22 protein-coding genes and 2 pseudogenes are annotated in these 21,463 nt (G+C 72.8%); 10 read left to right on the plus strand and 14 right to left on the minus strand.

The window, feature by feature from the left end; genetic code table 11:
- Positions 1-38 precede the first annotated feature (38 nt).
- The 6 genes from MKW14_RS27590 to MKW14_RS27615 all read right to left on the minus strand — a co-directional run bounded on the left by MKW14_RS27590 (position 39) and on the right by MKW14_RS27615 (position 6,210).
- Complete coding sequence (locus MKW14_RS27590; protein ID WP_240866641.1) at positions 39-785, minus strand: GntR family transcriptional regulator; 747 nt, start codon at positions 783-785, stop codon at positions 39-41.
- Positions 778-1,944 carry an acyl-CoA dehydrogenase family protein gene (locus MKW14_RS27595; RefSeq protein ID WP_240866642.1) on the minus strand — a complete coding sequence of 389 codons (1,167 nt, stop codon included), beginning with the start codon at positions 1,942-1,944 and terminating at the stop codon, positions 778-780. The genes MKW14_RS27590 and MKW14_RS27595 overlap by 8 nt, the downstream gene beginning before the upstream one ends.
- A 21-nt stretch (positions 1,945-1,965) precedes the next feature.
- Positions 1,966-3,150 carry a CaiB/BaiF CoA transferase family protein gene (locus tag MKW14_RS27600; RefSeq protein ID WP_240866644.1) on the minus strand — a complete coding sequence of 395 codons (1,185 nt, stop codon included), beginning with the start codon at positions 3,148-3,150 and terminating at the stop codon, positions 1,966-1,968.
- Between the two features lies 1 nt (position 3,151).
- On the minus strand, positions 3,152-4,351 hold the full coding sequence (locus MKW14_RS27605; RefSeq protein ID WP_240866645.1) for an MmgE/PrpD family protein: 1,200 nt from the start codon (positions 4,349-4,351) through the stop codon (positions 3,152-3,154).
- Between the two features lie 203 nt (positions 4,352-4,554).
- Positions 4,555-4,824 (minus strand): hypothetical protein, encoded by a 270-nt coding sequence (locus tag MKW14_RS27610; RefSeq protein WP_240866647.1) that lies wholly within the window; start codon positions 4,822-4,824, stop codon positions 4,555-4,557.
- A gap of 144 nt (positions 4,825-4,968) precedes the next feature.
- Positions 4,969-6,210, minus strand: a complete 1,242-nt coding sequence (locus tag MKW14_RS27615; RefSeq protein WP_240866649.1) for an MFS transporter — start codon at positions 6,208-6,210, stop codon at positions 4,969-4,971.
- Between the two features lie 142 nt (positions 6,211-6,352).
- Here MKW14_RS27615 and MKW14_RS27620 point away from each other — a divergent pair, with 142 nt between their 5' ends.
- Positions 6,353-7,273: a LysR family transcriptional regulator gene (locus tag MKW14_RS27620; RefSeq protein WP_240866651.1), complete on the plus strand. Its 921-nt coding sequence runs from the start codon at positions 6,353-6,355 to the stop codon at positions 7,271-7,273.
- A 240-nt stretch (positions 7,274-7,513) separates the two neighbouring features.
- A complete protein-coding gene (locus MKW14_RS27625; RefSeq protein ID WP_240866654.1) occupies positions 7,514-8,056 on the plus strand; it encodes a DoxX family protein in 543 nt (180 codons plus the stop codon).
- 25 nt (positions 8,057-8,081) lie between these two features.
- On the opposite strand, the gene MKW14_RS27630 is transcribed toward MKW14_RS27625, so the two are convergent.
- Both MKW14_RS27630 and MKW14_RS27635 read right to left on the minus strand, forming a co-directional pair.
- A complete protein-coding gene (locus MKW14_RS27630; protein WP_240866655.1) occupies positions 8,082-9,131 on the minus strand; it encodes a helix-turn-helix domain-containing protein in 1,050 nt (349 codons plus the stop codon).
- 638 nt (positions 9,132-9,769) lie between these two features.
- Complete coding sequence (locus MKW14_RS27635; protein WP_240866658.1) at positions 9,770-10,741, minus strand: alpha/beta hydrolase; 972 nt, start codon at positions 10,739-10,741, stop codon at positions 9,770-9,772.
- A 138-nt stretch (positions 10,742-10,879) separates the two neighbouring features.
- On the opposite strand from MKW14_RS27635, the pseudogene MKW14_RS27640 reads away from it, so the two are divergent.
- Positions 10,880-11,083 (plus strand): annotated as a pseudogene (locus tag MKW14_RS27640) (TerC family protein); the annotation flags it as partial.
- Here the strand turns inward: MKW14_RS27640 and MKW14_RS27645 are convergent.
- Together MKW14_RS27645 and MKW14_RS27650 are read right to left on the minus strand one after the other, a co-directional pair.
- Positions 11,065-11,508 carry an FkbM family methyltransferase gene (locus tag MKW14_RS27645; RefSeq protein ID WP_240866660.1) on the minus strand — a complete coding sequence of 148 codons (444 nt, stop codon included), beginning with the start codon at positions 11,506-11,508 and terminating at the stop codon, positions 11,065-11,067. The pseudogene MKW14_RS27640 and the gene MKW14_RS27645 sit on opposite strands and share 19 nt — an antisense overlap.
- A 49-nt stretch (positions 11,509-11,557) precedes the next feature.
- On the minus strand, positions 11,558-11,848 hold the full coding sequence (locus MKW14_RS27650; protein ID WP_240866663.1) for a class I SAM-dependent methyltransferase: 291 nt from the start codon (positions 11,846-11,848) through the stop codon (positions 11,558-11,560).
- 114 nt (positions 11,849-11,962) lie between these two features.
- Here MKW14_RS27650 and MKW14_RS27655 point away from each other — a divergent pair, with 114 nt between their 5' ends.
- On the plus strand, positions 11,963-12,844 hold the full coding sequence (locus tag MKW14_RS27655; RefSeq protein WP_240866665.1) for an LLM class F420-dependent oxidoreductase: 882 nt from the start codon (positions 11,963-11,965) through the stop codon (positions 12,842-12,844).
- Positions 12,845-12,846: 2 nt separating this feature from the next.
- Here the strand turns inward: MKW14_RS27655 and MKW14_RS41345 are convergent, their stop codons facing one another.
- The gene (locus MKW14_RS41345) at positions 12,847-13,032 is read right to left on the minus strand and encodes a hypothetical protein (protein WP_240866905.1); all 186 of its coding nucleotides are present in this window, start codon (positions 13,030-13,032) and stop codon (positions 12,847-12,849) included.
- Between MKW14_RS41345 and MKW14_RS27665 the strand changes: the two are divergent.
- Positions 12,999-13,643, plus strand: a pseudogene (locus tag MKW14_RS27665) (LysR substrate-binding domain-containing protein); the annotation flags it as partial. The gene MKW14_RS41345 and the pseudogene MKW14_RS27665 sit on opposite strands and share 34 nt — an antisense overlap.
- 149 nt (positions 13,644-13,792) lie before the next feature.
- Here MKW14_RS27665 and MKW14_RS27670 read toward each other — a convergent pair.
- Entirely contained in the window at positions 13,793-14,356 is a 564-nt protein-coding gene (locus MKW14_RS27670; protein WP_240866667.1) for an NAD(P)H-dependent oxidoreductase, read from the minus strand.
- Between the two features lie 99 nt (positions 14,357-14,455).
- Between MKW14_RS27670 and MKW14_RS27675 the strand changes: the two genes are divergently transcribed.
- On the plus strand, positions 14,456-15,136 hold the full coding sequence (locus MKW14_RS27675) for a TetR/AcrR family transcriptional regulator (protein WP_240866669.1): 681 nt from the start codon (positions 14,456-14,458) through the stop codon (positions 15,134-15,136).
- A gap of 81 nt (positions 15,137-15,217) precedes the next feature.
- Here MKW14_RS27675 and MKW14_RS27680 read toward each other — a convergent pair whose 3' ends face one another.
- Positions 15,218-15,796, minus strand: a complete 579-nt coding sequence (locus tag MKW14_RS27680; protein WP_240866671.1) for a TetR/AcrR family transcriptional regulator C-terminal domain-containing protein — start codon at positions 15,794-15,796, stop codon at positions 15,218-15,220.
- On the opposite strand from MKW14_RS27680, the gene MKW14_RS27685 reads away from it, so the two are divergent.
- Genes MKW14_RS27685 through MKW14_RS27695 form a run of 3 tightly spaced genes read left to right on the plus strand, consistent with a single transcriptional unit; the run spans position 15,783 to position 19,492 of the window.
- Positions 15,783-16,829 (plus strand): LacI family DNA-binding transcriptional regulator, encoded by a 1,047-nt coding sequence (locus tag MKW14_RS27685; protein ID WP_240866674.1) that lies wholly within the window; start codon positions 15,783-15,785, stop codon positions 16,827-16,829. The genes MKW14_RS27680 and MKW14_RS27685 overlap by 14 nt on opposite strands.
- Before the next feature lie 17 nt (positions 16,830-16,846).
- On the plus strand, positions 16,847-18,025 hold the full coding sequence (locus tag MKW14_RS27690; RefSeq protein ID WP_240866676.1) for a 4-hydroxybenzoate 3-monooxygenase: 1,179 nt from the start codon (positions 16,847-16,849) through the stop codon (positions 18,023-18,025).
- A 30-nt stretch (positions 18,026-18,055) separates the two neighbouring features.
- Positions 18,056-19,492 (plus strand): benzaldehyde dehydrogenase, encoded by a 1,437-nt coding sequence (locus MKW14_RS27695; protein ID WP_240866678.1) that lies wholly within the window; start codon positions 18,056-18,058, stop codon positions 19,490-19,492.
- A gap of 9 nt (positions 19,493-19,501) precedes the next feature.
- On the opposite strand, the gene trxA is transcribed toward MKW14_RS27695, so the two are convergent.
- Positions 19,502-19,888: a thioredoxin gene (trxA, locus tag MKW14_RS27700; protein WP_240866684.1), complete on the minus strand. Its 387-nt coding sequence runs from the start codon at positions 19,886-19,888 to the stop codon at positions 19,502-19,504.
- 121 nt (positions 19,889-20,009) lie between these two features.
- Between trxA and MKW14_RS27705 the strand changes: the two genes are divergently transcribed.
- Positions 20,010-21,443, plus strand: a complete 1,434-nt coding sequence (locus MKW14_RS27705; protein WP_240866686.1) for a dihydrolipoyl dehydrogenase family protein — start codon at positions 20,010-20,012, stop codon at positions 21,441-21,443.
- Positions 21,444-21,463: the final 20 nt, after the last annotated feature.

Raw genomic sequence — 21,463 nt, forward strand, 5'->3', positions numbered from 1 at the left:
GCTCAAGGTTCCTTCTCCTCAACAGGTTGGTACGGACTTCACTGGCCACTGCGCCGCAGCCGTACGCGGTACGAGTAGTGCTCGGGCAGGAAGTGACTGATGGCCAGCTCGACGAGCTGACCGGTCACGGTCTGGTAGACGCGGTCGATGCGCAGGAGTGCCCGGCCCGGTTCACAGCCCAGGTGTTCGGCGATCTCCGGTGGGGCCTCGGTGACGGTGATGCTCTGTTCGGCCTCGGCGATCGGTTCGGGCAGCCGCTGGTCGAGCAGCCCGATGACGGTGAACGCGTTCGGCGTGCCGGGCAGCGTCAACTCCGTCACGTCGGACAGGAGTTGGCCGATGGCGGGGGGCAGCCAGACCGAGGTGTGGCAGAACGCCGTGTCCTCGTGCAGTCGCAGGAAGGACAGCTTGTGCACGCGGTCGGTGTGCAGACCCAGGCGGCCTGCCGCGTCCACGTCGACCCGGCGGTGCAGCGGTGTCACCACGTCCATGCGGGTGTCGATGGACAGCCCCATCAGGTCGTCCACCGACCCGAACTGCCGCAGGTACTGCTCCTCCCGGGGCGTGGAGAACGTGCCGCGCCCCGGCACCCGGTAGACCAGTCCCTCCGCGACGAGGTCCTGGAACGCCCGCCGCACGGTCTGCCGGCTGACCTCGTACGTCTCGGCCAACTCGGCCTCGGTCGGCAGCCGTACGCCGTCCGGGTAGTCGTGGCGCAGGATCGCTGCCCGCAGTTCGCGCGCGAGCCGCAGATAGGTGCTCTCCCGCTGGGGCTGTTCAGCCATCGAGACCGCCCCTCGCCACCAACTGGGACGCGATCACGTTGCGTTGGATCTCGTTGGTGCCCTCGCCGACGATCATCAGGGGGGCGTCACGGAAGTACCGCTCCACGTCGAACTCGGTCGAGTAGCCGTAACCGCCGTGGATCCGCACCGCGTTGAGGGCGATCTCCATGGCCGTCTCGGAGGCGAACAGCTTGGCCATGCCCGCCTCCATGTCGACCCGGTGCCCGGCCTCGGCCTCCCGGGCCGCGTGCAGGACGAGGTGGCGGGCGGCGGTGAGCTTGGTCGCCATGTCGGCGAGGTAGTTGCCGATCGACTGGTGACGCCAGATGGGCCTGCCGAAGCTCTCCCGCTCCTGGGCGTAGCGCAACGAGTCCTCCAGGGCCGCGCGTCCCACGCCCAGCGCGCGGGCGGCGACCTGGAGCCGCCCGGTCTCCAGTCCCTTCATCATCTGGCCGAAGCCCTGGCCCTCCGCGCCGCCGAGCAGCGCCTCGACGGGCAGCCGGTAGTCCTGGAAGGCCACCTCGCAGCTCTCCACGCCCTTGTAGCCGAGCTTGGGCAGATCACGGGAGACGACGAGGCCCGGTCCGTGCTCGGCCAGCAGGATCGAGATGCCCCGGTGACGTGGCTCGGCGGCCGGGTCGGTCTTGCACAGCAGCGCGATCAGACCGGCGCGGCGGGAGTTGGTGATCCAGGTCTTCGCGCCGTTGACGACGTACTCGCCGCCCTCCCGGCGCGCGACCGTCGTCATCGCCTGCAGGTCGGAACCCCCGCCCGGCTCGGTCAGCGCCATCGTCGCGCGCACCTCACCGGTCGCCAGGCGCGGCAGATGGCGCCGCTTCTGCTCCTCCGTGCCGTACAGCAGAAGGAGCTTGGCCACGACCGTGTGTCCGCCCATCGCCCCGGCCAGGCTCATCCAGCCGCGCGCCAGTTCCTCGGTGACCAGCACGAAGCAGGGCATGGAGACGGGGGTCCCGCCGTACTCCTCGGGGATCGCCAGGCCGTAGACACCGAGTTCCTTCATCCGCTCGATGAGGTGCTCGGGGTAGGTGTCGGAGTGCTCCAGCTCCTTGACGACGGGCTTGACGTCCTTGTCGACGAACTCGCGCACGGTTCGTACGACGAGCCGCTCGTCGTCGGGCAGCAGGTCCAGGACGCTCATCGGGGCATTCTCCACACGTCGTCAGATGACGGCGTCGGCGCGCAGGGCGTCGATGTCGTCGCGGGTACGGCCGAGTCCGGCGAGGATCGCGTCGGTGTGCTCGCCGACGTCCGGTACGGGATCCATACGAGCGGGGACGCCCGCGAGGTCGGCGGGCGGCAGCAGGGCCTGGACCGTCGCGCCCGGCACGGCCACCTCCTGCCAGCGTCCGCGGGCCGCCAGCACCGGGTGGTCGAGGAAGGCGGCGACGTCGTTGACCCCGGCGCAGGCGATGCCGATCCGCTCCAGGTCCGCGAGGACGTCGACGGCGTCGGAGCGGGCGATGCGCTCGGCGACGATCGCGTTCAACTCGTCGCGGTGCGCCACGCGTTGGGAGCCGGTGGCGAAGCGCGGATCGTCCGTCAGGGCCGGCCGGTCCAGGAACTCCGCGCACAGGACGGCCCATTCGCGCTCGTTCTGGATGGAGAACAGCACCTGCCGGCCGTCGGCGGTCGGGAAGGCGCCGTACGGGGCGATGGTCGCGTGCTGGGTGCCGAGGCGGGCGGGCTGGGTGCCGCCGTAGCGGGTGTAGTAGGCGGGCTGGCCCATCCACTCGGCGAGCGCCTCGAACAACGACACCTCGACGGGGTGCGTGCGGCCGGTCGTGGCGCGCGTGTAGAGCGCGGTCAGGATGCCGCTGTAGGCGTACATCCCGGCCGCGATGTCCGCGACGGAGATGCCGACGCGGGCGGCTTCGTCGGCGGTTCCGGTGAGGGAGACGAGCCCGGTCTGGCACTGCACCAGCAGGTCGTAGGACTTGCGGCCGGCCCAGGGCCCGGTCGTGCCGTACCCGGAGATCGTGCACGGGATCAGCCGGGGGTGGCGCTCGGTCAGCGTGCCGGTGTCGAGTCCCAGCCGGTCGGCGGCGCCCGGCGCCAGGTTCTGGACGAACACATCGGCGTCGTCGAGGAGTTGGCGGAGGATCTCCAGGCCGCGCGGGTCCTTGAGGTCCAGCGTGAGGGATTCCTTGGAGCGGTTGAGCCAGACGAAATAACTGGAGTGGCCGTGCACGGTCGTGTCGTAGCGGCGGGCGAAGTCGCCCTCTCCCGGCCGCTCCACCTTGATGACGCGGGCACCGAGGTCGGCGAGCTGGCGAGTGGCGTACGGGGCGGCGACGGCCTGCTCGAGGCTGACCACCGTGATGCCGGACAGGGGGAGTTGCCGCACCTCACGCCTCCTCTTCGGGGAACTGCTCGCTCAGCACCTCGCGGGCTCCCGCCCACGTCAGCCCGCCCAGCAGCGCGGGCACATCCGCACCGCAGGCGGCGGCCTTGGCGCTCAAGTCGGCGTCGGACACGGGCCGTTGCGGAGCCCCGGGCGGCAACTCCAGCTCGGCGTACACCTCACCGCCGTCCGCGAGGTCGACTCGCAGCTCCACGCGCCCGTCCAGCAGTGTCCTCGTCTCACCCGGCAGCAGTTCGACCCCGACGAGGCCGAGGAGTTTGCGCGCCTCGGGCCGCGCGACGGCCGCGTCCGTGAAGCTGTCGAAGCCGGGATACTCGTCCAGCAGCGCGGCCGCCACCGCGTACGGCAGCGAGAACTTGCCCTCCAGGCCGGTCACCGGACGGTCGTGGACGAGCGGCTGAACGGTGCCCGCAGGCGTGGTGACCGTTACTGCCGTGATGTCGCCGCGGATCCGGTCGCGTACCTCCCGCAGCGCGGCGATGGGCCGCTGCATGGCGTAGCAACAGGGGAAGAGCTTGACCGCGAGGCCGCCGGGCACGGCCGGGGTGGCGGGGAAGTCCGCGTCGGGCGTGCCGCCGACCCGCCTGATCCAGGCCTCCAGCGCCCGTGGATCCGCGGTTGCTCCCGCGCGCGCGAGCCGTGCGGCCCGTACGCCCGCCTCGGCGGCGAAGCCGACCTGCAAGGACTTGCCGTGCGTACCGAAGGCCTCCTGCCCGCCGCCGGCGGCGGGCGCGGCGAGCGCCATCGCGGTGGCCAGCTGCTCGACGTCCAGCCCGAGGGCGGTCCCGGCCGCGACGGCGGCGGCCGGGGCCCCCGCCGTGCAGGTGGTGTGCCAGCCGGCCGCGTAGTGGCCCCAGCCGAGCATCGCGCCCAGCCGTGCCATGACCCCCGCGCCCGCGAGGTAGGCGCGGGCGTCACCTCCCACGGCGAGCACGGCCGGGACGGTGACCACGGAGATGTGGGTGGTGGTGTCGGTGTGCAGGTCGTCGAAGTCCAGGACATGGGCCATGGCCGCCCAGCGGGCCGCCTCCGGCAGGGAGGCGGCGACGGAACGCAGCGGATGCGTCCGGGCGGCCAGCGCCACGGCGACGGTGTCTGCCAGCGATCGCTCCGCCAGCGCCAGGTCCTCCGGCGCCGGGCGGAGATCGCGGGCCCACTGGGCGAGCGCTCGGGCAACGGCCATGGAAAAGTTTGTACGGCCAAATCCTGAGCGCTGTCAACGCCGACTGACGTGGACCGACGTGTGTCGTACCGCACTCCCGGAGTGAGGCCCAGAACACATCCGCGCCCCGGGCGCACTTTGTACGCACCAATGACCCAGTAGCTCCGTGCCGTACGCACCAAGGACTCCGTGCTGTACGCACCAAGGACTGCGGGAAGCTTTCTTCAGTTCTCCCGGCTCGGGTCGCACAGCACGATCACCGCGCGGGCGACGAGTTCCCCGGCACCGCCCAGTTCCTGCCGGTAGCGGCCCGTCAGGCCCCGGACGGTCTCGGCGAAGGCGGGGTCGGCGGCGCGGGCACGGGCCGGGGGCGGGAGTTCCTGGGCCATCGCGCGACGGCGGGCCAGGAGCGCGATGATCTCGTCGTCCAGGCGCTCCAGCTGATCGAGTGACCGCTGTGCCGTCACACCGGCAGCGTGGTCGGTCGTCGTCACGAGAGATCTCCGTTCTCCTCCGGGAGGGATCCGGATCGCGGTCCCGTCCGTCCTCGTCGCAGGTGGTCCCTCATCACTGTGCCCGTGGCGCTCAGCGGCAACTCCTCGACGGACCGTCGCCGCAGCGGAGCGGCGTTGCCGGAGTCAGAGGACTTCGTCCGCGCGCAGCGGCGCCGTCCGCGGGACGGGCTCGATGCGGCGGGGGAGGAGCAGCGGTGTGGCCAGGGCGAGGACGCCGGCGATCGCGATCGCCGTACGAGGGCCGGTGAAGCCGGCCAGCACACCCCACAGGGCCGTCGTCGCGGCGGTCGTGGCCTTGCCGGTGACCGACCAGGCGGAGAGCGTGCGCGCGGCCCGGCCGGAGTCGGTCTGCCGCAGCCGGATCGTGGAGTACACCGGGTTGAAGACGGCGCAGGACGTGATCACCCCGAGCTCCACGACCATGACGAGTACCAGTCCCGCCGTACCGGGTCCGACGAAGGCCAGGCCGATCGGCCAGCACGCGCGCAGCCATCCCGACACGAGCAGCACCCGCCGCTCCCCGAAGCGCGGCACGAGCCTGCGGGCCAGCCGCGAGCCGATCAGGCCGCCGATGCTGGGCAGGGAGAAGGCCAGCCCGTACTGCCAGGCCGTGAACCCCAGGTCGCCGACCATCAGCACGGCCAGCAGCGGAGCCGACACCATGATCATGGCGTTGTAGGACACCGTGTTGCAGAAAAGCGGCCGCAGCACCGGATGCGCCAGGATGTACCGCCAGCCCTCGAGGAGACCGCCCGCCCGCTCGGTACCCGTCCGTACCGGATGCGTCTCCGTCCCGCCGATCGCCCGGATCCCGACGGCCGAGAGAAGGAAACTGACCGCGTTGACCAGTGTGGTCGCCACCGGTCCGAGCACGCCCATGGCGGCCCCGCCGAGCGGCGGCCCCAGGATCGTCGCCGTCCACTGCGTCGCCTCGAACCGGGCGTTCGCGGCCAGCAGGTCCTCCGGCGGCAGCAGCGACTTGAGGAAGGCCCCGCTGGCCGCCGTGAAGCTGATGTCGGCCGCACTGACGACGATCGACACAACCAGGAGTTGTACGAAGGTGAGGGCGCCGAGCGCGAAAGCCGCCGGAATGGTCAGCAACGCCGCACAGCGGACCAGGTCCATGGCCATCATCACGGGCCGCTTGCGCCGGAACTCCATCCACGGCCCCAGCGGCGTCGCCGCCGCCGCCCCCACCGCGAGCCCGGCGGCCGACAACACCGCCACCTCGGTCGCCCCGGCGTGCAGCACGATCACCGCGATCAGCGAGAACGCGTCGAAGGCGAGCCACGTCCCGAGCGCGCTGACGGCGTACGCCCCCCACAGCCACTCGAACCGCCGCCCCAGCGAACGCCCGCCCCGCATGCCCGTCCCCCGTCCCGCGCGAATTCCGACCGGCGACATCAAAGCCGCTCGACGGGCCCAGGGGCAAACAACCGACACGCTCGCCCCCCGACAACCAAACGTTGTAGGAATACGCGCGACCGGACACGGTAGAAAAGGTGCCGTGGATCTCGACGCAGTACGCACCTTCGTGGCCGTCGCGGACGCCGGACGGTTCCGGGAAGCCGCCCTCGCCCTGTCCGTCACCCAGCAGGCCGTCTCCAAGCGGGTCGCCGCGCTGGAGAAGGACCTCGGGGCACGGCTGTTCACCCGCACGACCCGCGGGGCGCAGCTCACCGTCGACGGGCAGGTCTTCCTGCCGCACGCCCGCGAGCTGCTGCGGGCCGAGGAACAGGCGGCGTCCTCCGTGCGCCCCGGCCGCCGCGCCCTGCGCGTCGACGTCATCGGCCGCCGGCTCGCCCCGGCCGACCTGGTACGGGACTTCCACCGCGCCCACCCCGAGACGGCCCTGGACGTCGTGACGCTCTTCGACGCGGAGGCGGCGATCGCGGCGGTGCGCGCGGGCACCGTCGACGCGTCCTTCCGCGCCCTGACCCTCCCCGCCCGGCAGCTGCCCGAGGGTCTGGAGGCGGCCCGCGTCCACGACGAGCCGCTCCAGCTCCTCACCGGCCCCGGGCACGCGCTCGCCGCCGCCCGCGCCGTCACCCCCGCCCAGCTCGCCGGGCACCGGATCTGGATGCCCGGCAACGTCGCCGGCACCGAGTGGGCCGCCTTCTACGACGACCTCGCCGCCGCCTTCGGCTTCACCATCGAGGTCACCGGCCCCGACTTCGGCACCGAGCCCCTCCTCGACACCATCGCCGACTCCGCGCACCTGGCGACCTTCGTCGGCGTCCAGACCCGGATGGTCTGGCCGGCCGACCACGACCTGCGCCGCATTCCCCTGCGCGACCCCACACCGGTCTACCCGCACTCGCTGGTCTGGCGCGCCGACAACCCCCACCCGGCGCTCGCCGCGCTCCGCGCCCACCTCGGCACCGCCCGGCGCGACGCGCACAGTTGGACGCCGAAGTGGGCCCGCTGACGCACCACATGGGCGAGTAGTGCGAATTCCCGGACGCGAACAGCGGTGCGAGGCCACGGAGTTGGCGGCCGGCATACGGATATCACCGCACGTGCATTAACGAACGAGCCGACAGCGGGCACAATCTGAGCCTCGGGCATCCGGCCCGGGCTATCACCTGAACTGCTGTCGTTCGTCGAGGAGTGCGCGGTGACCCGAGAGGCCGACGATCGCCGCGCTTCCACAAGAGGGGAGAGCGGGATGAACCAGACGGATGTCGTCGCACTGCTGCTGCGCCTGGTCCTGGGCGTCGTCATGATCGCGCACGGTCTCAACCACTGGCGCGGTGGCGGCCGTATCGCCGGCACCGCCCGCTGGTTCACCGGTCTGGGCCTGCGCCACGGCGTGCTCCAGGCCTGGATGAGCGTGGTCACCGAGATCGGGGCCGGCGTCCTGCTGCTGGCGGGCCTGCTCACCCCGCTGGCCTGCGCGGCCGTCATCTCGGTGATGCTGGTCGCGGGCCTGCTCGCCCACCGCCCCAACGGCTTCTTCGTCTTCAAGGAGGGTTACGAGTACGTCCTCACCCTCGCCGTCGTCTCCCTGGCGCTGGCCGTGCTCGGCCCGGGCAGCGCCTCGCTCGACGAGGCCGCCGGCACCGACGTGACGGGATGGGCGGGCTTCGGGATCGCGCTCGGTGTGGCCGTCGTGGCGACGGCCGGTCTGCTCGCCACGTTCTGGCGCCCCCAGCGGCCCACGCCGGCACCGGCACCGAGTCCCGAACGCCTTGAGCAGGAGGCCAGTTGACGCGGTCGGTTGTCATCGGCCCGCGCTAGTCGGGGCGCTCCCATGGCCCCCCGGATGGCCTCGCCAAGTGCCGCATGGTCAGGGCCAGTTGCAGTCTGAGACGGCCCTGGGGGGTGCGCAGGGGCCAGTCCAGCAGGTGTTCGGCCTGGGTGAGGCGGTCCTGGAGCGTCGAGTGGTGCACGTTGATCTCGGCGGCCGCCGCCCGCTGACTCGCCGTGGCGGCCACGGCGTGCAGGGTGGTCAGCAGACCGGGCAGCGCGGCCGCCGCCGCTTCGACGGCACGCACATCGGGCGGCGGTTCGGCACCCGGTACGACCAGATCCGCGAGCAGCGCGATGCCGCCCAGCTCGTCGGCATACACCACGCGGGGCCCGGGATCGAGCGGCGTGCCGTCGGCCGTGAACCGCAGCGCCGTGCGGGCGGCTGCCCAGGAGGCCGGCAGATCGAGCACCGGAACGGCAGGTCCGACCCCGAGGCGACCGGCGGGCAGCTCCGACTCCACGGGTCGCCCGCCCCCGAGGGTGACCAGGACGCGGGGCGGCTCGTCGCCCCGGGCGACAGCCCGCAGCCGTACGGCGGGATCGGCGGGGTCGACACCGAGTCGGCGAGCCGCGTGCAGCCGCGTCGGCTCCGCGACCGTGCCGTCCAGCAGTGTCTCGATCAGCGCGGGATCGTCGGCCGCGGACACCGGCGCGCGACCCCGCGTACGGTCCAGGACGAGCCGCACCGCGCCCGCCGCCCGTTCCAGGATCACCGCGTCCACCACGCTGGGCACGGGTCCGGCCCGTTCCAGCCACAGGGCGGGGACGCCGCCCAGCTCCAGTGCCGCACATGGCCAGTCCGGGTCCGGCGCGCTCTCCGAGTCCTTGCGGGTGCCGTCCGGCTCGACCCGCACCCGCACGTGCCGCGCCGCGTCGACCAGCCGCGCCGGGCACCCGGCCAGCACCGCCGCCCCACGCACCAGGGCCTCCAGCCCGGCCCTGGTCTCGGCCAGCCGGTCGAAATAGGAGATGACCTGCACCGCGGCCCCGGCATCCGGGTCCACCGCGGTCAGCCGTCCCGCCAGCTCTTTCATACGCACATGGTGCGCCATCGGAGCGCCGGGAGGGAGCCTCGGGACGACCGGGGTGGTCTCGCGAACGCGGTCGTGCTCGATTCGCCCCGTGCCGAGCGCGCAGCGCGGGCCGCAGGAGGTCCGCCCGCCGGGCGCCCGCATGGCACCGAGGGCGCACTTGTGTGCGGCGGGCGTGCCTGACCCGGGACGGGCAGCGGAACCGCCCGCCCCGCCTTTCGTGCACGTCCAGCGACAGTGCCGTCTGCCGCCCGGGGACCGGTGCCTCCGTCGTTCCGGGGCCGGTGCCGACCACCGCCCCGAGGACCGGCGCCAGCCACCCCGCGCCAGCGTCGGCCACCCCCCCGAGGGAAGAGTCACCGCGTCAGTGCCAGACGTCCCCCCGGGGGGCACAGCCACCACGCCACTGACCGGCCGCCCACCTCCTGCGGTCTGTGGCCGGCCGCCCACCTCGTGTGGTCACAGCCACGGCGTCAGTGCCGGTCGCCCGCCTCGTACGGTCACAGTCACCGCGCCAGTGGCCGGTCGCCGACCTCGTGCGGTCACAGCCGGGGTGCCAGTGGCCGGCCGTCCCCCCGGAGCCGGCGCCACCCCGCCCCGTCGCCCCGGCCCCGTCGCCCCGGCCCCGTTGCCCCGCCCCTTCAGCCGAGGAGCCTGCGCAGCCAGTTCAGGTGGGCCGCTCGGGAGGCCTGGGACAGGGAGGCCTGGGGGGCGAAGCCGTCGAAGCCGTGGAAGCCGCCCGGCCAGACGTGCAGTTCGGCGACGCCGCCCGCCTGCCAGATGCGGGACGCGTAGGCGACGACCTCGTCGCGGAAGGTCTCCGCCGAGCCGACGTCCAGGAAGGCCGGCGGCAGGTCGGTGAGGTCCTCGGCGCGGGCCGGCGCCGCGTAGGGAGAGACGTCCGGGCCGCCGCGCGCGGCGCCGAGAAGAGCCGTCCAGCCGGTCTCGTTGGCCGTGTGGTCCCAGACGCCGAGGCCCGCCATCTGGTGGCTGGAGGGCGTGTCGTTGCGGTCGTCGAGCATCGGGCACATCAGCACCAGGCCGATCGGCCGGGGACCCTTGCGGTCCCGGGTGAGCAGGGCGACCGCCGCACTGAGCCCGCCGCCGGCGCTCGCTCCGGCGATCACTATCCGCTCGGGATCGGCGCCGAGTTCCGCCGCGTGCTCGGCCGTCCAGACCAGCCCGGCGTACACGTCCTCGATCGGCGCCGGGTGCGGATGCTCCGGCGCCAGCCGGTACTCGACCGACACGACGACCGCGTCCAGCTCCTTCGCCCACGCGAGCGGCACGTCCACGCCGACCCGGTTGTTGCCGATGACCAGCCCGCCGCCGTGCACGTGGTAGACGAGGGGGCGCGGCCCGGCCGTCGGCTCGGCGGCCGGGCGGCAGATGAGCAGCGAGATGTCGGGCGCGTTCTCCGGCCCGGGCACGGAGCGGTCCTCGACCTCGAAGAAGCCGTCCGCCGTGAGGTCGAGCTGGGCGAGCATCTGGATGCCCGGTCCCTGGCGTGCGGTGTCGATCTCGTCCAGGGTGAGCCCGGGCGAGATCATGTCCTTGATCAGCTCCAGGGCTCCGGCGAGCTCGGGGTCGAACGGGGGCGGCACCAGGGTCATGGTTTTCTCCTCACGCGGGGCGCGGCGGCTCGTGTCCGACATGATCGGGCCACCGCTCGCCGTCCGGACCGCCGCCGTCCGGCGGAACCTCCCCGCCACGCGGCGGGTCCCCCAGTCTCAACAGTCTCGCTACCTTCTGTTCGCCTGGACGTGGGGGACGAGATCACCGGCGCCGACAACGCTGTCAAACTGGTGCTGCACGCCCTGCACGAGTCAGGTGTCCACGTCCCGGAGATCGGAGTCCCCTTCTCGCTGGGCTTCATCGTCCTGGTCCTGGCCGTCACGACCTTCACCGGCCTGCGCGCGTCCACGGCGCGGCAGGCTCAGGAGTCCGTCGCCTGACGGGCCGCCTTCGCCCGCATCATCACGCAGTCGAACTCGACCACCCGGCCCGTTGCGGGGTCCCGGGAGACCGAGTACAGGCCCGTGGTCTCGAAGCCGGCGGCCTCGTACGCGGCCATGGACTCGTCCATCCGCGGGCTGCCCTCGTACAGCCGCAGCAGGGCGACCTCGGACAGCAGGCCCACGAACTCCCCGATCCGGTCCCCGGCGCCCGTGAACACTTCCAGGTCGTAGCCCTGGGTGTCCATCTTCAGGAAAGGGCGCGGATCGTCGATGCCGTCGAGGGCCTCGTCCATCACGTCGGCCAGGCGGCGGACGCGGACCTCCTCGGTACGGGTCTCGGTGAAGCGCTCGTAGCGGCCGCGGCCGTAATCACTGGGCGGCAGCAGCGAGTTCATGGTGTCCCACCCGGTGTGGATGGCCATGACGCCCTCCTCGCGGCCCAGGGCGATCCGGTGCACCCGCCACTCGGGGTCACCGGACCGCCGCCTCGGCGAGCTGCTCGAAGGCGGCGGAGGCGGGCTCGAAGGAGACGATCCGGCCGGTGTAGCCGAGCTCGCGCAGTCCCCTGCCGTACTGACCGGTGTTGGCGCCGACGTCGAACACGCAGTTGACGTCGTACAGGTCCAGCATCTCGCCGACGTGCTGGTGGCACAGGAACTCGGAGGCCAGGGACTGCACATCGCGCCCGGTCTCGTCCGTCGCCCCCGCCCGTACGCCCGACTCGGGCAGCAGGTCGCGCAGTCGTTCGTAAAGGGTCCGCATTCGATCATCCTCGCAGAGGCGACAGGACGTACGGCCCCCGGTACTTGACTTCGAGAGCGCTCGAAGATCTAGCGTCGCCGACGACGGTGGAGACGCGGGCGGACGGAGAACGACATGCGGGTGGGCGTGCACATCAACCGGTTCGACCACAGCGGCGGCGGACCCGCGCTCGGCGCCGAACTCGCCGCCGCGGGCACCGCGGCCGAGGCGGCCGGGGTCAGCTGGCTGTCGGTCATGGACCACTACTTCCAGATGGAGTTCAACGGCGGCGCCGAGGACCCGATGCTGGAGGCCTACACGACCCTCGGTTACCTCGCCGCCCGCACGTCCACCCTCCGGCTCGGCGCGCTCGTCACCGGCGTGACCTACCGTCACCCCGGTCTGCTGGCCAAGATCGCCACGACCCTCGACGTGCTGTCCGGCGGACGCGCCACCCTCGGTATCGGGGCCGCCTGGTACGACCGGGAGCACACCGGGCTCGGCGTGCCGTTCCCGCCGTTGGCCGAACGTTTCGAGCGGCTGGAGGAGGCCCTGCGGGTCTGTCTGCAGATGTGGGACCCGGAGAACAACGGCCCCTTCGAGGGCCGGTACTACCGGCTCGCCGAGACCCTGTGCGTCCCGGCGCCGGTCAGCAGCCCGCACCCGGAGATCATGATCGGTGGGGGAGGGGAGAGGAAGACGCTGCGTCTGGTCGCCCGCCACGGCGACGCCTGCAACCTCTTCGCGACCTCACCGGAGGAGGTCCGGCACAAGCTGGAGGTGCTGCGCGCCCACTGCGACAGCGAGGGCCGCGACCACGACACGGTCCGCAAGACCGTCACGTACGGCGGCGAGCCCGCGACCGAGGGCGACCTCGACGCGTTCCTGCGGGACATCGGCGGCTACACCGGGCTCGGCATCGACACGGTGATCCTCTCCCCGCGGCGGGGCGAGACGGCGGCGTGGATGGAGCGGTTCGTCGCACCGCTCGTGCCGCGCCTCGCCGAACTGGACTGACATCACGCGGGCCGGCTGCGGGAGACGACGCGCGTCCCGCAGCCGTCGACCGTCCGGACCTGCAGCGAACCGCACGCGCAACGCGTCCACAGGGTGGTCCCGGCCGCCGTGACGTGCCGGGAGACCACCTTGAAGGGCTCGGCGCCGTCGGGCCGGCGAGCCGGCCGGGCCGCTGCGGGTGAGCGGATTGTCGGTGGCCGCCTCGGTGCTGCTCGCCCCGATGGCGGCCCGGCTCCAGAAACGGCATCCCCGACTCTCCGTCCGTATCCGGGAGGCGGGTGTCCCGGAGAGCTTCGACCTGCTCTTCGAGGGGGAGACGGACCTGGCGATCGTCGAGGCGACCCCGCACAACCCGCCGTTGGGCGATGCCCGCTTCGACCAGCGGTCGCTGCTGGACGACCCGTTCGACCTCGTCGTACCGGACGGGCACGCGTTGGCGGGGCGGGCGCGGGTCGATCTCGCGGACGCGGCGCGGGAGGCGTGGATCGCGCCCATGTCGGAGAGTCCCTGCCGTACGCATGTGATGTCCGCGTGCGGCAAGGCCGGGTTCAACCCCGACGTGGTTCACCTGGCCACGGACTGGAACGTCACGGCCCATCTGGTCGCGGGCGGGCTCGGCGTGGCCCTGATCCCGCGCCTGGCACAGCTCACCCCGCAGCTGCCGATCACCCGCGTGCGCTGCGCGGGCAACCCGCACCGCAAACTGCTGACCTGCACTCGCCGGGGCGGCCGGGACCGGCCCGCAGTGGCAGCGGCCCTCGGCGAGCTGCGCGAGCTGGCGGCGACGGCGGTGGTCTGACACATGGAGGGATCGCGGCCTCGCGGCCACGGCCTCGCGGCCACGGCCTCGCGGCCTGGCCTGCGGAGGGATCGCGGCTGTGCCCCGGCGGCCTGGCACGCGGAAGGACCGCGGCCCCGCGGCCACGGCCCTTCGGTTCTGGTCCTCGGTCAGGCGGCGACGGCCTCGCCCGCGTGGCCGTGCAGACGGGCGACGACCTCGGTCAGCTGGGCGGCGACCTCGGCGTCGTCGGCCGGGTGGGTCTCGGCGAAGCGGGTCAGCGAGCCGGGGATGGACAGCTTGAGGTCCTCGATGACCTTGCCGCCGGCGATGCCCACGGCCTTGCGGGCCTCGTCCTGCGCCCACACGCCGCCGTACTGGCCGAACGCGGTGCCGACGACGGCGACCGGCTTGCCGCCGAAGGCGCCCGCGCCGTAGGGGCGGGACAGCCAGTCGATGGCGTTCTTCAGGACGGCCGGGATCGTGCCGTTGTACTCGGGGGAGAAGAGCAGGAACGCGTCGGCGGCCTGCGCGGCGGCGCGCAGACGGGCGGCGGCGGCCGGGACGCTGCCCTCGACGTCGATGTCCTCGTTGTAGAACGGGATCTCGGCCAGGCCCTCGAAGATCTCGACGTCCGCGCCCTCGGGCGCGAGCTTGACGGCCGCCTCGGCGAGCTGGCGGTTGGTCGAACCGGCGCGAAGGCTGCCGACGAGCGCGAGGATGCGAACAGACATGCGAACTCCAAGATGCTGAAACATTGCCGTTACGATCCGGACCGGGGTCCGTTTTACTTTCTAGCACCATAACCGGACCGCGGTCCAGTTTTCTTCCCGATGCTTTACGCTGTCTTCATGTCCGCCTCCCTACCGCCCTTCCCGACGCCGCAGGAGCCCGTCGGCGAGCCCGAGTTGCTGCAGCTCGGCACCGCCGAGGAGCACCCCTGCCTGCGCGCTGACGCCGCACGCAACCGGGCCCGGCTGCTGGAGGCCGCGGCCCGGCTGATCGCCGAGCACGGTGTGGCCGGGGTGACGATGGAGGCGGTGGCCGCCGCGGCCGACGTGGGCAAGGGGACCGTCTTCCGCCGCTTCGGCGACCGGACCGGGCTGCTGATGGCCCTGCTCGACCACTCCTCGCGCACCCTGCAGGCCGACTTCCTCGGCGGCCCGCCGCCGCTGGGCCCCGGGGCGCCGCCCCTGGAGCGGCTGCGGGCGTTCGGTGTGGCGGTGCTGTACCGCTCGGCCGAGCAGCTGGACCTGCAGCTGGCGGCCCAGTCGGAGCCGACCCGGCGCTTCGGCCACCCCGGGATGCGGGCGATGACCATGCATGTCACCGTCCTGCTGCGGCAGGTCGTGCCCGACGCCGACTGCGAGCTGCTCGCGCAGACGCTGATGAGCTATCTCGACCCCGCGCTGACCCATCACCGCACCCGGCAGTGCGGTATGCCGCTGGAGCGGCTGGAGACCGGCTGGGTGGACCTGGTCGCCCGGGTGACCGGCACGGAGCCGCCGCGCTGAGCCCGGCTCAGTCCCGCGCGGTACGGGCCAGGGCGAGACCGCCGAGACCGGCGCCGACGATCGCGACGGGGTGGTGGGTGGTCATGCCGTGTCTCCTCGGGGTCGGTCGGGTGCGGCGGTGCGCTCGATGCCCGCGATCAGCGCCCGGAACGCCCAGGACAGGCGCTCCTTGGGGGCTCCGGCGAGCAGTGCGCCGCCGAGTGCGGCGATGCGCGGGTGGGTGCGGTCGGACATGCCGGTCAGGGTGCGGCGCAGAGCGTCCCAGTCCTCCTCGGACACCTCCTCGACGTGCTCGGCGGCCGTGGCGGTGGCGTGCTGCAGCAGCAGATCCACGCCCCAGGCGGCCTGCGCCGGCGGCACCCCGCCCTCGTCGAGCAGGGCCGGCAGGGTCTCGATCAGGTTCAGGTAGTGCGGTCCGCTCGGCCGGGCGGTGAGCGCGGAGCGGGCCAGGGTCGGGTGCTCGAAGAGCATCGCGGTGTACGCGGTGAGCACCCGCTCCAGCTGCTCGCGCCAGTCGCCCCCGGCGGGGCCTGGCCCGACGGTGCCCAGCAGCTCGCTCCGAACAAGTTCGTGACAAACGTGTTCGTCACCGCACACAGGCTTCCGTCCCGCCCCCACCGAGGCAGCCGCCCCCGCTTCTGCGAAGATGCGGTACGTCATGGTGCAGATACCGAAAACGCCCGAGCCCGCGCCGCCCGCACCGCGCTCCGTGCCCACGAGCGCCGATGTGGCCCGCCTGGCCGGTGTGTCGCGCGCGACCGTCTCCTACGTCCTGAACAACACCAGCGCCGTACGCATCAGCGAACCGACCCGGCGCCGTGTCCAGGAGGCCGCCAGGGAACTCGGCTACGTACCGCACGCCGCCGCCCGCAGCCTGCGTGCCGGACACAGCCGCATGGTCCTGATGCCGGCGCCGGCCATCCCGGTCGGGCCGCTCTACAGCCAGTTCATCAACGAACTGCAGTGGGCGCTCGGCCGCCTCGACTACACCGTCGTCCAGTACGGAACCGTCGGCCTGCACGGCGACGAGGCCGCCCGTGCCTGGGCGGAGCTGCGCCCCGTCGCCGTCCTGGTGCCCGGCGTGGGCCTCGGTCCGCAGGGGGTGGCGGTGCTCAAGCGCTCCGGCGCCCGCGCCGTCGTGACCCTCGGCCCGGAGGCCGTCGAGGGCGCCCACGCCCTGCTCATGGACCACGAGACCGTGGGCCACTGCGCCGGCGGCCACCTCTTCGACCGGGGCCGGCGCCGCATCGGTGTCGTCGTACCCGAGGACGGCGGCCTGGAGTTCTTCTCCCGGCCCCGCCTCGAAGGGGTGCGCCGCGCGCTGGACGGCACCGACGCCACCGTCACCGAACTGTCCCTCGCCTACGACGAGAAGTCCGCCGCGCGCCTCGCCGCCCGCTGGCGCGAACTCGACCTGGACGGCGTGTTCGCTTACAACGACGAGTACGCGATGCTGTTGATGCGGGCCCTGCAGGACGAAGGCGTGCGCATTCCGGAGGATACGGCGGTGATCGGTGCCGACGACCTCATGCTCGGCCGGCTGCTCAGGCCCCGACTGAGCACCATCCACATCGAGCTGCCGTCCGGCCGCGACCTCGCCGAACTCGTCGACCGCGCGGTGCGCGACCCCGCCGCCGCGCCCGAGACGCACAAGGTGCTCGGAGCCACGGTGGTCCACCGCGACTCCAGCTGAACCCAGGGGAGGCGCCCATGCGCACAACGGTCGGCATCATCGGCGGCGGCCCCGCCGGGCTCCTCCTCGCCCGGTTCCTGCACCGCGCCGGGATCGACTGCGTGGTCCTGGAGGCCAGGACACGCGCGTACGTCGAGCACCGCCAGCGCGCCGGAATGCTGGAGCAGGGCACGGTCGACGCCCTGCGCGAGGCCGGAGCCGCCGAGCGGCTGAACGCCGAGGGCCTGGTGCACCAGGGCATCGAGCTGCGCTTCGACCGGGAACGCCACCACATCGACTTCCCCACCCTCACCGGCGGCCGCACGGTGACCATCTACGCCCAGACCGAGATCGTGAAGGACCTCGTCGCCCTCCAACTGGCCGACGGACCACCGCTGTTGTTCGAGGCCGAGGCGCTGGCGATCGAGAAACCCGAGAGCGCCTCACCCGTCGTACGGTTTCTGCACGAGGGCCGCGAGCAGACGCTGAGCTGCGACTGGGTGGTCGGCGCCGACGGCTTCCACGGCATCTCCCGCGACACCTTCCCCGCCGCCGTGTGCCGCACCTACGAGCGCGGCTACCCCTACTCCTGGCTCGGCATCCTCGCCGACGTCGCGCCCTCCTGCGAGGAGCTGATCTACGCCCGCGGCCAGGGCGGCTTCGCCCTGCACAGCATGCGCTCCCCTCATGTCTCCCGCCTCTACCTGCAGGTTCCCAACGACAGCGACCCCGAGGACTGGCCGGACGAACGGATCTGGGACGAACTCGCCGCCCGTTTCGCCATCGACGGCGACTGGACCCTCGACCGCGGCCCCGTCACCGCCAAGTCCGTGACCCCGATGCGCAGTTTCGTGCACGAGCCGATGCGCCACGGCCGGCTGCTGCTGGCCGGCGACGCCGCCCACATCGTCCCGCCCACCGGCGCCAAGGGCCTCAACCTCGCCGTCTCCGACGTCCGCGTCCTCGCCCGCGCCTTCGCCGAACTGCACCGCACCGGATCCGAGCGCCTGCTCGACACGTATTCCGACACGTGCCTGGAGCGTGTGTGGCAGGCCACCCGTTTCTCGTACGAGATGACTAAGATGTTGCACGCTCAACCAGATGGGGATGCCTTCGAGAACCGGATGCAGCTCACCCGGCTGCGCCGCATCACCGCATCCCGCCACGCGGCGGCCGAACTGGCCGCGAACTACACGGGACTTCCGCTCATGACCTGAGTCCCGCCGGTGACGAAACGGAGAGCCGTCATGCCGTTGCTCGACCCGAAGACCTGGCAGTCCCACCCCCTGTCGGGGCCCGAGTACGCCGTCACGGAGCCCGCCACGGGGGACACGCTCGCCACCGTCACCCTCGCCTCCGCCGCGGACGTGGGTACGGCCGCCGAAGCGGCGCGCGCCGCCCAGAGGGAATGGGCCCGTGCCCCGCACTTCGTCCGCGCCGCCGTCCTGCGCAAGGCCGGCGACCTGTTCACCGCGCACGCCGAAGAGCTGCGCGAGTGGCTCGTCCGCGAGTCCGGCTCCATCCCCGGCAAGGCCGAGTTCGAACTGCACGTCGCCGCCCAGGAATGCTACGAGGCCGCCGCCCTCGCCTCCCGCCCCGCCGGCCAGGTCCTGCCCACCGAGGCGCCCCGCCTGTCCTACACCCGGCGCGTCCCGGTCGGCGTCGTCGGCGTGATCTCCCCGTTCAACGCGCCGCTGATCCTGTCCATCCGCTCCGTCGCCCCGGCCCTGGCGCTCGGCAACGCGGTCGTCCTCAAGCCGGACCCGCGCACCGCCGTCTGCGGCGGCCTCTCCCTCGCCGCGGTCCTCGCGGAGGCGGGCCTGCCGGAGAACCTCTTCCACGTCCTGCCGGGCGGCCCGGACGTCGGCCAGGCCCTGGTCGCCGACCCGCGCGTCCCCGTCATCTCCTTCACCGGCTCCACCGCCGCCGGACGCGCCGTCGGCGAGGCGGGCGGCCGCCACCTCAAGCGCGTCCACCTGGAACTCGGCGGCAACTCCGCCATGGTCGTCCTGGAGGACGCCGACCTCGACGCCGTGATCTCCACGGCCGCCTGGGGCTCCTTCTTCCACCAGGGCCAGATCTGCATGACGACCGGCCGCCACCTCGTCCACCGCTCGCTGTACGAGGAGTACGTCCAGCGCCTCGCGGCCAAGGCCGACTCGCTGGCCGTCGGCGACCCGCACCGCGAGCAGGTCCATCTCGGCCCCATCATCGACGACGCCCAGCTCACCAAGGTGCACGGACTCGTCGAGGCCAGCACGGCACGCGGCGCCAAGGTGGCCGCGGGCGGCACACACGACCGGCTCTTCTACCGGCCGACCGTCATCGCGGGAGTGGACGACCAGAGCCCCGCCTACGCCGAGGAGGTCTTCGGCCCGGTCGCCCCGGTACGGCCCTTCAGCACCGTCGACGAGGCGGCGGCCCTCGCCTCGGCCGGCGAGTACGGCCTCTCGCTCGGCATCGTCACGCGGGACACCGCCCGCGGCCTCGACCTCGCCGAACGCATCCCGACCGGCATCGTCCACATCAACGACCAGACGGTCAACGACGAGGCAGTGGCCCCCTTCGGCGGCGTGGCCGCCTCCGGCACCGGCGCCCGCTTCGGCGGCGAGGCCAACCTGGAGGCGTTCACGGACGTGCGCTGGACGACCGTACGCGGCGACGTGGCGCCGTACCCCTTCTAGGCCCGGCCGTCACTGACCGTTCTGCTCGGCCTGCGCCTGCTGTGCGGCGACGGCCTTGCGGACCTCGTCCATGTCCAGCTTGCGCGCCTGCCCGATGACGTCCGCCAGCGCGGCCTCGGGCAGGGCGCCCGGCTGCGCGTACACGGCGACCTGGTCACGCACGATCATCAGCGTGGGGATCGACTGGATGCCGAAGGCCGCGGCCAGCTCCGGCTGCGCCTCCGTGTCGATCTTGCAGAACACCAGGTCCGGGTTGTCCTCGGCCGCCTTCTCGTACACCGGCGCGAACTGACGGCACGGCCCGCACCAGGACGCCCAGAAGTCGATGAGGACGAACTCGTTCTCCGTGACCGTCTGGTCGAAGTTCTCCTTGGTGAGCTCCACGGTGCTGCTCATGAGCTGAATTCCCTCTTCCTGCTGTCGGGGCGAAGCCGACGGCACAACACGGCCGGCCCATCACGTATTCCGCGCCCCTACCCGTGTGGCCTCGGCGCACACCACCCACCAGACTGACCCCATGACGGAAACGGAAACCAACGCGTACGACGTCGTGGTGCTCGGGGCCGGGCCCGTGGGGGAGAACGTGGCCGACCGCACCCGCGCGGCCGGCCTGTCCACCGCGGTCGTGGAGAGCGAACTGGTCGGCGGTGAGTGCTCGTACTGGGCGTGCATCCCCAGCAAGGCCCTGCTGCGCCCCGCCATCGCCCGCGCCGACGCCCGACGCGTGCCCGGTCTGCGCCAGTCGGTGCAGGGCCCCCTCGACGCGGCCGCGGTCCTCGCGCACCGCAACTACTACACCTCCGACTGGCACGACGACGGCGCGGCGACCTGGCTGGACGGCATCGGCGCCGACCTCTACCGCGGCACGGGCCGGCTGACCGGCCCCCGGACGGTCACCGTCACCGGCTCGGACGGCACGGAGCGCGTGCTCACCGCCCGGTACGCCGTCGCCGTCTGCACCGGCACCGACGCCGTGCTGCCCGATCTGCCCGGGCTGGCCGAGGTGAAGCCGTGGACCAGCAGGAACGCCACCAGCGCGCAGGAGGTCCCGGGCCGTCTCGTGGTGGTCGGCGGGGGAGTGGTGGCCACCGAGATGGCCACCGCCTATCAGGCGCTCGGTTCGAAGGTCACCCTCCTGGTGCGCGGCAAGGGCCTGCTGCCCCGGATGGAGCCCTTCGCCGGGGAGCTGGTCGCCGAGTCGCTGGCGGAGGCCGGCGCGGAGGTGCGCACCGGTACGTCGGTGGAGTCGGTCGCGCGGGAGAACGGCACGGTCGTCGTCGTGACCGACCAGGGGGACCGCGTCGAGGCCGACGAGATCCTCTTCGCCACCGGCCGCAGGCCGCGCACCGCCGACCTCGGCCTGGAGACGGTCGGCCTGGAGCCCGGCGGCTGGCTGCCGGTCGACGACAGCATGCTGGTGTCCGGCAGCGACTGGCTCTACGCGGTCGGCGACGTCAACCATCGCGCGCTCCTCACCCACCAGGGCAAGTACCAGGCGCGCATCGCCGGTGCCGCCATCGCCGCCCGCGCCTCCGGCGTGCCGATCCTGGAGTCGGACCCCTGGGGCGCGCACGCGGCCACCGCCGACCACCACGCGGTTCCCCAGGTCGTCTTCACCGACCCGGAGGCGGCGGCCGTCGGTCTGTCCCTCGCCGAGGCGGAGCAGGCCGGCCATCGGGTGCGTGCCGTGGACGTCGAGATGTCCTCCGCGGCCGGCGCGGGTCTGTACGCCGACGGCTACCGGGGCCGGGCCCGCATGGTCGTCGATCTGAACGAGGAGATCCTGCGCGGCGTCACCTTCGTCGGCCCCGGCGTCGGTGAGCTCATCCACTCGGCGACGGTCGCGGTCGCGGGGCAGGTACCGATCAGCCGGCTGTGGCACGCCGTTCCGTCGTTCCCGACGATCAGCGAGGTGTGGCTGCGGCTGCTGGAGGCGTACCGGGACAACTGACGCCCCCCGCACCGGGCGTG

This window comes from Streptomyces gilvus, from assembly GCF_022513565.1.
In the GTDB taxonomy this organism is placed as follows: Bacteria; Actinomycetota; Actinomycetes; order Streptomycetales; family Streptomycetaceae; genus Streptomyces; species Streptomyces gilvus.